Origin of the sequence: Vibrio sp. DW001 (genome assembly GCF_029016285.1) — a bacterium.
Classification (GTDB): domain Bacteria; phylum Pseudomonadota; class Gammaproteobacteria; order Enterobacterales; family Vibrionaceae; genus Vibrio.
This window is the reverse complement of the sequence record NZ_CP091975.1, coordinates 1,236,989-1,248,869: the sequence shown is the minus strand read 5'-3', so window position 1 is coordinate 1,248,869 and position 11,881 is coordinate 1,236,989. Positions and strand designations below refer to the sequence as shown.

At 42.5% G+C, this 11,881-nt stretch carries 9 protein-coding genes; 5 read left to right on the top strand and 4 right to left on the bottom strand.

All coding sequences use genetic code 11. The features are described 5' to 3' along the window. The first annotated feature begins 161 nt into the window (after positions 1–161). Positions 162–305 (top strand): hypothetical protein, encoded by a 144-nt coding sequence (locus tag L3V77_RS06000; RefSeq protein WP_195702847.1) that lies wholly within the window; start codon positions 162–164, stop codon positions 303–305. 179 nt (positions 306–484) lie between these two features. On the opposite strand, the gene L3V77_RS05995 is transcribed toward L3V77_RS06000, so the two are convergent. Continuing rightward, on the bottom strand, positions 485–1,666 hold the full coding sequence (locus L3V77_RS05995; protein ID WP_275136193.1) for an NnrS family protein: 1,182 nt from the start codon (positions 1,664–1,666) through the stop codon (positions 485–487). A gap of 298 nt (positions 1,667–1,964) precedes the next feature. Between L3V77_RS05995 and L3V77_RS05990 the strand changes: the two genes are divergently transcribed. Then, positions 1,965–2,093, top strand: coding sequence for a hypothetical protein (locus tag L3V77_RS05990; protein WP_275136192.1), 129 nt, complete (start codon positions 1,965–1,967; stop codon positions 2,091–2,093). 62 nt (positions 2,094–2,155) lie between these two features. Here the strand turns inward: L3V77_RS05990 and nifJ are convergent, their stop codons facing one another. Together nifJ and L3V77_RS05980 are read right to left on the bottom strand one after the other, a co-directional pair. Further along, the gene (nifJ, locus tag L3V77_RS05985; protein ID WP_275136191.1) at positions 2,156–5,752 is read right to left on the bottom strand and encodes a pyruvate:ferredoxin (flavodoxin) oxidoreductase; all 3,597 of its coding nucleotides are present in this window, start codon (positions 5,750–5,752) and stop codon (positions 2,156–2,158) included. 10 nt (positions 5,753–5,762) lie between these two features. Beyond that, complete coding sequence (locus L3V77_RS05980; protein WP_275136190.1) at positions 5,763–7,391, bottom strand: NAD(P)-binding protein; 1,629 nt, start codon at positions 7,389–7,391, stop codon at positions 5,763–5,765. A 451-nt stretch (positions 7,392–7,842) separates the two neighbouring features. Here L3V77_RS05980 and L3V77_RS05975 point away from each other — a divergent pair, with 451 nt between their 5' ends. Further along, positions 7,843–9,555: an EAL domain-containing protein gene (locus L3V77_RS05975; protein ID WP_275136189.1), complete on the top strand. Its 1,713-nt coding sequence runs from the start codon at positions 7,843–7,845 to the stop codon at positions 9,553–9,555. Between the two features lie 98 nt (positions 9,556–9,653). After that, entirely contained in the window at positions 9,654–10,514 is an 861-nt protein-coding gene (locus L3V77_RS05970; protein WP_275136188.1) for a DMT family transporter, read from the top strand. 74 nt (positions 10,515–10,588) lie between these two features. Here L3V77_RS05970 and L3V77_RS05965 read toward each other — a convergent pair whose 3' ends face one another. Next, positions 10,589–10,828, bottom strand: coding sequence for a hypothetical protein (locus L3V77_RS05965; protein WP_275136187.1), 240 nt, complete (start codon positions 10,826–10,828; stop codon positions 10,589–10,591). A gap of 123 nt (positions 10,829–10,951) precedes the next feature. Here L3V77_RS05965 and L3V77_RS05960 point away from each other — a divergent pair, with 123 nt between their 5' ends. Further along, complete coding sequence (locus tag L3V77_RS05960) at positions 10,952–11,842, top strand: AraC family transcriptional regulator (RefSeq protein WP_275136186.1); 891 nt, start codon at positions 10,952–10,954, stop codon at positions 11,840–11,842. Positions 11,843–11,881 lie beyond the last annotated feature (39 nt).

Below are 11,881 nucleotides of genomic sequence, written 5' to 3'. Positions count from 1 at the left end.
AACTCAATTAATATTTGTATCGAATTGTAAAAAATGATCATTTTCGCTTTTTTTATAATAAAGAAAAACATCAATTAATCTAGACGACCTATGTCTCAACTTAATATATAAAACACAATTAAAATTGAATAAATTTGATCAGTTTAAAAAAGGACACATAGATGAATAAAATAATAAATACACTAGGTTTAGCGATAATTGTAAGTAAATATGCCGTTGTCATCTTGCTCGCAGGTCTGTCAATCACTACCGGTGCCGTGGCCTCTGATATGATGACGTTGGCCTGTTTAGGCTCGAATGAGTAACCGCTTTTATCTATATTTTTTATCATTCAACTTTCATCAATTAACGTTAAATTAATTACGTGACTCGCTCGTAAAAGACAATGTTCCATCATATATATTTGACCTTAAAGCTATGATAAAAAACCGTACCTAAATAACATTAGATACGTTTTTTTTCTGGTTAATATATTAACCACTTATTAACCTGGATGTCCATCCACTCTAGGCGTCATAAGCATAATAGCAAAATTATATAGAAACATAACAAACGCAATCGTCCATAACACGGCAGCACTATTCACTAACAACATCAGATGTTCAGGAAATAGCGCGACAGCAAAACTTCTTATCAAAGCGGCGATAAACAGGGCCAGGAAGGCAGGCCACATTCTTGGCCCTTCATAGATAGCATGACCTGTATGTCCCATCGTTACTCGAGAAATCATCGCTAAAATCACCCCACTCAATGCACCAATAGCGAATAAATGAATCATAGAGTGTTTGAAAAAGCCTTCACTAAGACCGCTTGCAAGCAAACCCAATGGTATACAAAGATAGGCACCATGCAGTGACCATACAAGTGGTTCGCTTAATGTGAGCCACGGCTTCCAACGTGCAAAACGAATAAATTGAAATAGCGCGCCAACGAGTAAAAAGGCCTGTGACAGCTGTTGATTCGCTAAAGGGAAAAAACTGAGCACAAACAACATCACTAATGGCAAGTTAGCACCAACATCAAGCCATAATTGTGGTTGAGCTTTTTCGAAATTAAATTTTCGAGCGGTAAAAAATGGTATTACTCGTCCACCCATTACGGACAAAAGTAACATAAACCACCAAAGCATCGCCTGCCACACAGCAAGGGAAGGGAATGGTGGCAATCCCTTGATTGTTGCGTAACTGGCAAAATTCGCGATTAACGCAAGAACAAAAAGAGGAACAAAAAATAGATTTCTCCACCCTTTTGACTTAATCACTCGGAAACCCACTTCATACGTAACGGCGGCCAAAAATAGTGCCTCGACTATAGAGATGAGCCACAAAGGTGTTTGTGTCCAAAAAAGTAATCTAGGTAATGCCCACAACGACACAATAACCCCGAGTCGAAAACCCTTAGTACCATTAATTCCGGTCCATGTTTGCACCGCCGTTAATACAAAACCGGCAACGATTGCCATTGCAAAGCCAAACAACATTTCGTGGACATGCCACCAAAGAGCCGGAACGTTAAGTGCACTCGGTTGACCATATTGAAATGAATACACCCAAACGAGAATCGATAAAACCGTGTATAACGAACCAAAAAGAAAGAATGGACGGAAACCAAGCCTTAAAAGAGGGGTAATTTTGTCTTCTTTGCTTTTGTCAGTGATGTTTAACAATGTTGGACCTTAGTAAAATAGAGCAATTGACATCAAAATGCAGGAAATGTGCCGATAATATTGATCAATAGAAAATACCAACTGCCCTTAAAAATCAGTCTATTGAAGATGTATTTCGGAAAACAAGTTACACACCAGTCGTCATAAAGACAATCAAAAGATGTCCATTTGACAGTAAGCGTGTCTTAAAGACAGTTCATCCTGACGTCTGATATATTTAATTATGTTATATCAAACAGTTACTAACTGGCACAAATACTGCTTTACCAAGAAAATATCCTTGCATAATGGTCACGATATGAATCCGAATTTATCCGCTATTCTGAAATCCAGCGTCATTCTATTCGCGGTATATTGGCTCGCAGTATACGCCGCTATTTTACCAGAGTTAATTTATATGTTTGCACTAAAGATAGGTCTGTTTTAATCGTAAACCCATTCTCCCCCCACTGATAAGAGGGGGAAGTTAAGGTAAGCTATCGATTGGTTTTACTTCTGAGCGGTCAACTCAACATGCGGGGCAATCGTCCCCGTACTTCGAGTCGCTAACTCTTCGTATAATTGCCATTTCCTGTGGGCAACCTGTTGGGCCTCTTCCGTAATTTTCTCTGCCATTTCCGGGTCGCTTCGTTGTAACATTCGATATCTATCCTCATTCATTCGATACTCTTTAAGAGAAATACTTGGTCTTAATGAATCTAGAGAAAAGGGATTAACATCAACCTCTCTAAGCGATGGATTATAACGGAACAAAGGCCAGTGACCCGATTGGACGGCAAGTTGTTGCTGTCGTAAACCATCCTCCATATTAATACCATGGGCAATACAGTGGCTATACGCAATAACGATAGAAGGTCCGCGGTACATTTCAGCCTCACGCATTGCCAATAGTGATTGCTGTGGGTCCCCGCCAAGTGCGATACGAGCAACATAAACATTGTTATAAGCAATGGCTTGCATTGCGAGATCTTTTTTCGTCGCCTGCTTCCCTGCCGAAGCGAATTTCGCTACCGCACCTAGCGGTGTTGATTTTGACATCTGACCACCGGTATTTGAATACACCTCAGTATCCATAACCAACACGTTTACATCCGCACCACTAGCCAACACATGGTCTAATCCACCTGAATCAATATCGTAAGCCCAGCCATCACCACCAACAATCCATATTGAACGGCGAACGAGCTGCTCAGCAACGGAAGTGAGATTACGTGCTGATTCTGTATCTATCTGTTCAAGGCGTTCCTTAAGCGTATTGACACGTTTGATCTGCGCCTGTATTTCAGATTCCGTTAATTGCTTTGCATTAAGCAGTTGGTCAACTAATAACGGATCAAAGTGTTCGCGATTTTCTAACAACAATTGCTCCGCCAATTCACGCTGCTTAACGGCCGCTAACCTAAAGCCAAAACCAAATTCTGCATTATCTTCAAACAACGAATTGGACCAAGACGGACCTCTGCCATCACTGTTCACTGACCAAGGTGTTGTGGGTAGGTTGCCACCGTAAATAGAGGAACAACCTGTCGCATTCGCTATCATTAATCGGTCACCAAAAAGCTGTGACATCAATTTTAGATACGGAGTTTCACCGCATCCTGAACATGCACCGGAAAACTCAAACAAAGGTTGAAGGAACTGAACACCTCGAACGTGTGAGAAGTCCACTCGAGATCGGTCGTTGTAATCTAACTCTTCAAAGAACGCCAGATTGCTAATTTCTTGTTCTAGATAAGGTTCTTTAAGCTCCATATTAATCGCTTTACACGTCTCACCCCCATTTGAGTTAGCGCTTACTATAGCCGGACACGCGTCTACACATAAACCACATCCTGTGCAATCCTCGGCGTACACTTGCAATGTGTAGCGAATTTCCGGGAATCCTCTCGCCGAGATATGCGCTGTTTTGAACCCATCAGGTGCAGAGTCCAACATCGATTTGTCATAAAACTTGGCTCGAATCGCAGCATGAGGACAAACAATACTGCAATTGCCACATTGAATACACGCATCGAAATCCCAGATAGGGATACGCTGTGCGATGTTTCGTTTTTCCCACTGCGTTGTGCCTGAAGGATAGGTGCCATCGACTGGCAACTGGGAAACAGGAATCAAATCACCCTTGCCTGCCATCATCATCGCGGTCACTTCTTTTACAAAATCAGGCGCTTTATCAGAGACAAATTTTATCTCTTCAATTTTTGCAGTTACCTGTTTAGGAATATCAATCTGATGTAGATTCGCTAGAGCTTGATCCACCGCTAAGAAGTTTTTTTCAACGAGCGCTGATCCTTTTTTCGAATACGTTTTTTCAATCGCTTTCTTAATTTTCTCTATCGCTTGGTCTTTCTCGATCACGCCGGAGAGGGCAAAAAAGCAGGTCTGCATGATGGTGTTGGTTCTGTTGCCCATCCCTGTTTCACGCGCCACTTTATAGCCATCAATCACATAGAGCTTCATCTGTTTATCGATCAACTGTTTTTGCATCCTTGCAGGCAAAGAATCCCACACCAACTCATTATCAACCGAGGAATTAAGCAAGAAAGTGGCATGTAATGCCGCCTTAGCCAACATATCTGTTTTTTCGACAAAGGTCTGTTGGTGACAAGCAATAAAATTTGCAGACTGAATCAGATATGGGCTATTAATTTCATGGTGACCAAATCTAAGGTGGGATTCAGTTTGCGAGCCTGATTTCTTAGAATCATAGACAAAATAACCCTGTGCAAAATAGTCAGGGTCGTCCCCTATAATCTTTATCGTGTTCTTGTTTGCACCAACGGTACCATCGGCACCCAAGCCATAAAACATGGCTCGAACCACTTCATTCGGTTCAATATCAAAGCTTTCATCAACCTCTAGATGTGACAAACCTACATCATCAATAATGCCAACAGTAAAATGCCGCTTAGTTTCGCCTTTCACATTATCAAACACCGCTTTTGCCATTGCTGGGGTAAATTCTTTGCTCGAGAGACCATATCTTCCGGCCAATACTCTTGGCATAGATTCGAATTTACTTCCGTCTTCCATTAACGCGGTAATAATATCTTGATAAAGGGGATCCGCCGTTGCACTCGGCTCTTTCGTACGATCAAGCACCGTAATGTATTTTACGCTATCCGGTAATTCAGCTAAAAGGTGTTCGGTCGACAATGGGCGATAAAGGCGTATTTTTAACACCCCCACTTTCTCGCCCTTTACGACAAGGTAATCGACTGTTTCAGTGAGGGTCTCAACCCCCGACCCCATCGCAATAACGACGTGTTCGGCATCTTCTGCACCATGGAATTCGATAAGTTTGTAATGTCGGCCAGTTAATTCTGCTAGCTTATCCATGCAACCCTGAACAATACTTGGTGTTGCTGCATAATACGGGTTTACCGTCTCTCTCGCTTGAAAGTAGACATCTGGATTTTGCGCCGTACCGCGAATGAATGGTGTATCAGGGCTCAGTCCTCTAAGTCTATGTGCTCGTACAAGTTCGTCCGGGATCATTTCTCTTATTACTTCATCAGAGATCAGATTTATTTTGTTCACTTCGTGTGAAGTGCGGAAACCATCGAAAAAATGGATAAACGGTATTCTCGCAGACAATGTCGCTGTATGAGCGACAAGCGCCATATCGTGCGCCTCTTGTACCGAAGATGCCGCCAGTAAAGCAAAGCCAGTACCACGAGCCGCCATAATATCTTGGTGGTCGCCAAATATTGATAACCCTTGTGCTGCCAGCGATCGTGCCGCCACATGGAAGACCGCGGACGTTAACTCTCCAGCAATCTTATACATATTTGGCAGCATCAACATCAAGCCTTGAGAGGCAGTAAATGTGGTCGTTAATGCCCCACTTTGAAGCGCCCCGTGTACCGTTCCGGCTGCTCCTCCTTCACTCTGCATCTCAGCAATTAAAGGGATATTCCCCCAGATATTTCGTTTGTCTTCTGCTGCCCATTGGTCAGCAAATTCAGCCATTGTAGAAGAAGGCGTTATAGGGTAAATGGCACAAACTTCACTAACGCGATACGCGATATGTGCTGTAGCTTCATTACCATCACAGGTATGCATGACATGATTAAAATGACTCATTTAGCGCCTCCTACTTCACTTCAGCTGCGACCATTTCGATCGCATGACATGGGCATTGGGTGTAGCAAGCTTCGCAACCCGTGCATTTATCGTAATCCACAGTATACCCTTTACCCTTACCTTTTGATGTTATCGCACCATAGGGACAAGCCCCCAAGCATCCATCACACTCAAAGCAGTTACCACAAGAATAACAACGTTGGGCTTCAAACAAGGCTTCTTGTAACGTTAAGCCCCCAACGACTTCTTCAAAAGATGAGGTCCGGATTTCAGGTGCTACGGCAGGTTGCTCCCGTTTATCGGCATCGGTTTTATACCAGAGATGCAGTTGATCATATTTAATCAGTGGTTGCTTCGATGCTTTGGAATATGCTCTATCACATAGGAAACCATTTATATGCGCGGCGGCTTTTTTACCATGTCCTACGGCAATCGTAACGGTGCGATCACTTGGTACCATATCACCACCAGCAAACAGGCCAGGATACCCAGTCATCATTTGATTATTTACAACGACAGTTCCATCATCCTTATGATCAACACCCGGTACATTTCGGGTCAATTTGGTATCGATATTTTGTCCAAGGGCAAGAATAAGGGAATCAGCTTGTATGGTTTCATATTCACCCGTTGGCTTCGGCCGTCCATCAACTATATTCATTTTTTCTAGCGTAAAGGTTGAACCATCGATGCTATTGATAGTTCGAAGCCAGTGAAACGCTATCCCTTCTTCCATCGCTTCCACACATTCAAAATCATGCGCAGGCATGAGTTCTCGATTGCGGCGATAGATAACCATCACCTCCGCCCCCATTCGTTTTGCTGTACGAGCGGCATCCATAGCGGTATTACCTCCACCATACACTGCAACGCGTTTACCCAAGGTCGGCGCATCACCCATCCCGATATTGCGCAAATAGGTAACGGCATCAATGGCTACGCCGGGATCATCACTCGGGATCTCAATACCACGACCGACATGGGCACCGATAGCCAAAAATACCGCATCAAACCGCCCCTGCACTTTTGCGGCTAATAGGTCGTCGACTTTACTGTTGAGAACAATATCGATGCCCATTCCTTGAATACGTGCAATTTCTTGATTCAATACTTCTCGAGGTAAGCGGTAGGCAGGAATACCGAAATGCATCATTCCACCCGCCATCGGTCCGGCTTCATGGATTTCGACATCATGACCGAATCGTTTTAGATGATACGCTGTTGCTAAACCACTCGGTCCAGCCCCCACCACTAATACCCTTTTCCCCGTCGCTTTCGCATCAAAGCGCACTGGCCATTTTTTCTCAATAGCAACATCGCCCAAGTAGCGCTCGACAGCATGAATACTGACAGGTTGATCAACATCGGTTCTGTTGCAAGCGGTTTCGCAAGGGTGATAACAAACGCGCCCATGAATCGCGGGAAGCGGGTTATTCAGTACCAGTTCTTGAAACGCTTCTTCATACCGTTCTTCTTGCGCTAAGGATAGCCATTTTTGAATGTTGCTGCCTGTCGGGCATGCATGGTTACAAGGCGGCAGAGAGTTTGAATAGATTGGAAATTTAGTACGTACGGGGCCAGACCCTTTTTTAATGGTCAGGTCAGGTGGCAGGGTCATATCCTTTAACGAATTGCTCATATTGTTCTACCTTATGTTTGGGTAAAAACGAAAGCGGCGTCACGATTGTGGCAAATTTTTCTTCTAACGTGCGCTCCATTGTAAAATCTTTACTATTGCTTCTCACTCGTTGTTTTTCTCTTTTTTAGGCTTTTACTATAGCCCTGCGCACAATTTAAATTTGTGCTAGTGGTCAATTACTGAACGTATTTATCCGCTTAAATTAGAAAAACGAGATATAACCCTTTAGTCGTACGTACTCGTCGCACTATCAATAGATCTATTAATCTATCTCTCTAATATTGATGCATAAAAAATTGAATGGTCATGTACACTCACTCAACACACCAATGCCATTCGGGTTTGAATTCGGTCGAAAACTTGCTTTTTACTCATAATTTCATAGAGTTAAATGTAGAACGGCATCATTGGAATATCCTTATGACAGCACTCTGTACGGAGGTGGACCGCATTGAATACTCAATCTATGAACGCATACGATCCTAATGAATCTCGATTTTTGCGGCTCATAGAGTCAATGCCAAAAGTGGCAGTACAAGGTTATGACAAAAACAGGAAGGTAATCTATTGGAATGAAGCAAGCTGCGAGATCTATGGATACTCCAAAGAAGAGGCGTTCGGACAAACCTTAGAAGATCTCATTATTCCTGACGCCATGCAACAGATCGTTATTGACCTCCATAAAGCGTGGATCGACCACAACATCGCTATTCCTGCCGGAGAGCTTTGCTTACGACGCAAAGACGGCCAGCAAGTAATCGTGTACTCAAGCCACATCATGTTTAAACAAGGATCGGATGAACCAGAAATGTTCTGCGTCGATGTTGATCTTACCGAGCAGTATAATTCGAAGCTCGAACTGCAACGAATAGCAACCACAGACAGTTTAACTGACCTCCCCAACCGGAGGTATTTTGAGGAAGAACTCGCTCGCCGAATCAGCGAAGCAAAACGATTCAATCAGAAAATGGCCGTGTTGTTTATCGATCTCGACCTATTTAAAGAGATTAACGATACTATGGGACATAATGCTGGGGACCGCTTATTAATACAGGTTGCTCAGCGACTCAAGCGTCGTCTAAGGATGTACGATACGCTTTCTCGATTTGGTGGCGATGAGTTTCTAGTCGTTCTGCCAAATATTCAAAACAATAGTGACGTCGAGATTGTGGTGCATAAACTCATGTCTGAGTTCGAACAGACGTTTACGCTTTTTAAACAGAATATATACATTACAGCAAGCATCGGAATCAGCCTATACCCAAAGGATGGTATCGATACAGATCAGTTACTTAAATATTCAGATGCCGCCATGTATCAAGCAAAGGAAGATGGCCGGAATCGCTATCGTTTTTTTGACAAATCTATTCATAACGTTCTCCGCTTCCAACGAGAGATCTCAAATCACCTCAGAGATTCACTTTATTTAGATCAGTTTCATCTCGTTTATCAGCCTCAAGTTGACCTTAACAATAATAAAATAATTTCTTGTGAAGCATTAATTCGATGGGATCCAACCCCTACGATTAAGGCAGTAGGTCCGGATATTTTCATCCCAATTGCAGAACGTTCAGATCTGATTATTAAGATTGGCGAATGGGTGCTCAGAAGTGCCTGCAAACAGATATCGCAATGGAAGCAACAAGGTATTAAAGACATACGAGTTGACATCAATGTCTCTGGTAGACAATTAACACAGAACCACTTTTTCTCCTTCTTATTTGACACGTTGCGCGAGTTTGGCTTACAGCCAAAAGATCTCGGCATTGAGTTGACGGAACACACATTAATTGCCGCGAACGACGATTTGATGATTAAGTTAAAACGTCTACAAAAAGCAGGCACGGCGATATCCATTGACGATTTTGGCACTGGCTATTCATCACTAAGTTATCTACGAAAATTCCCAATCCGTTACCTTAAGATTGATAGGGCATTTGTGACAGAAGTACCGAATGATCGCAAAGATGAAGCGATTTTGAAGGCAATTATAGACGTGGGACACATCCTCGATCTCATTATCGTTGTAGAAGGCGTTGAAACTGAAACTCAAGCTCAGATTTGTCGTCAACTCGGGAGCGATTCCGCTCAAGGGTACTTTTACTACAAGCCAGTAAAAGCCGAACAGATGCTATCTCTATTACAAATCCAACTAGAAAGTTAAGCTATATACCTAAACAGTATATAAAGGTACGACTTATACTAGATTAGGTAATAAAAACACGCCACAATGGCGCAACTATTCGCTAAGAAGTGGTCAATGTGAAAACCTTACTCCTTACCTTTGTTGCTATGCTTGCTTTCGCAGCCAACTCTATTTTATGTCGTATTGCGTTACTAGAAGAACACATCGATGCGGGATCGTTCACACTAATTCGGATTTTTTCTGGAGCAATAACTCTCATTGTTATTACGCTTATTTTCCGTCAATCCAACTCATCCGCCCCGCCCATCAACAAAAAATCCGTATTCATTTCGTCTATATCGCTGCTTGGCTACGCGCTGTTTTTTTCATTTGCGTACATCAAACTTGGAACAGGGACAGGCGCACTTATTCTGTTTGGGGTGGTACAATTAAGTATGTTGATCGCTTACACTTATAGAGGAAACCACATTATTGGTTTTGAGTGGCTAGGCATTGGTGTTGCCATCAGTGGTTTTCTGGTTTTGCTTTTGCCTTCTGCAACGAGACCAGATCTCATCTCGGCTCTATTGATGGCGGTGTCTGGAGTATGTTGGGCAATATTTACCCTTCAAGGAAAAGCGTCTGGCGCACCTCTACAATCTACCACCCAAGGTTTTGTGGGTAGTTTGGTGATTGCTCTTCTAATGCTGCCATGGCTATTAAATATAGACAGTATTACTCAAACTGGTCTTTTGTTGGCTGTCTGCTCTGGCGTTTTCACTTCAGCACTAGGTTATGTCATCTGGTATATGGCGTTAAAGCAACTCACCGTGCTTACGGCATCAATTGTTCAACTTTCAGTACCTGCAATAGCTTTGCTTGGAGGCGCCATCATTGTAAGAGAACCACTCTCTTTTAATATTGTGCTTTCTACCGCGTGTATTTTGGGCGGAATTGCTCTGGTATTCATCGCACAACAGAAAAAAACAGCACGTTAATCATGTGGATGAGACTATCCCGATAAAAAATAAAAAAAAGGACGCTTTATCCGCGTCCTCAACGGGGACCAACCCTATAAAAACATGGCCATGAGGCCCAAAGGAATGACAAGGAGGTAAAGCTCTAATCCACGGTCACTGAGTGCTAGGCAAACCGACTTAATAACCATGCCAAGCTTTAGTCCGAAATGCACAACGTCGAGCTTAAAACTCTTGTCACCATCCATATTGATATGCGAATTGGTTAATTCGATGTGCTTATTGGCATAAGAATTTTTATAGTAAAATAACTTATGTTTTGTTAACTGGTTCATAATAAAACCTCCTCCACCTTTTGTTATCACCTATTATATAAGCATTGTCACGAAATAAAATGTCATGTCTGGTATATTGAATATGCTTAATGGCAACAACAATATTTCGTATGGATGGCACTAATGGTAGAAAAAAATTCACATAAGTTTTACGCAAAGGAAGCATTATTTGAGAGTGAACTGATTGCTAAAGAGTGCTCTGGTGTTAATTCTCCTTCGAATTATTCACGGACATTGGGGGCGTCACAAAACTGGATTGGGTGTGGATACATACATAAACCCGGCATTGAAACTGAACATATTAATATTAAATTTCCCTTCTTTTCTTTGGTTTATGTCATTCGAGGAAATGGGAGTTATACCGACGAAAAAGGCAAACTTTACCCGTTGTCGCCAGGCTGTGTATTTCAACGCAGACCAAAAGTCATACATACCACGGTGGTTAATCCCCACAGTGATTGGCAAGAATACTATCTAGACTGTAACGAAGAGTTGTATGAACACCTAAGTGGCATGTCTTTGATCAACAGAGATATCGCGGTGTACAGTAATGCCGTATGCCCGGGTATTAAGCCCGACATTGAATCCCTAATGTCACAGTTACAAAACGCCAACGAAGAGGATGTATTCGATGCTTATTTAAGTTTCCTGAACATAATGAGAACGTTATTGACCTCTCAAGATGAAGCTACTATTCCAAGCGATATGATCACGGAAAGCATCACCGATTTCGAGGTCCGTTATGCCGTTCGATTTGACCTCAAAGCGTACTGCGCAGATAAAGGCTGGGGCTACGAAAAATTTCGAAAGACATTTAAAAAACACATTGGTGTCTCTCCAAAAGAATATTTGATCAGAAAACGAATGGATGAGGCTTGTCGTCTTTTAAGATCGACCAAAAAACGTATCTCGGTTATCGCAGCAGATCTAGGCTACGCATCACAGTATGAGTTTTCGAATCAATTCAGTAAGTATTTCAACGTTGCACCTAAGCATTATCGGGAAGGCATTTAACGAACCGAATGATTTTAACTGTACAAAAACACAGTAAAT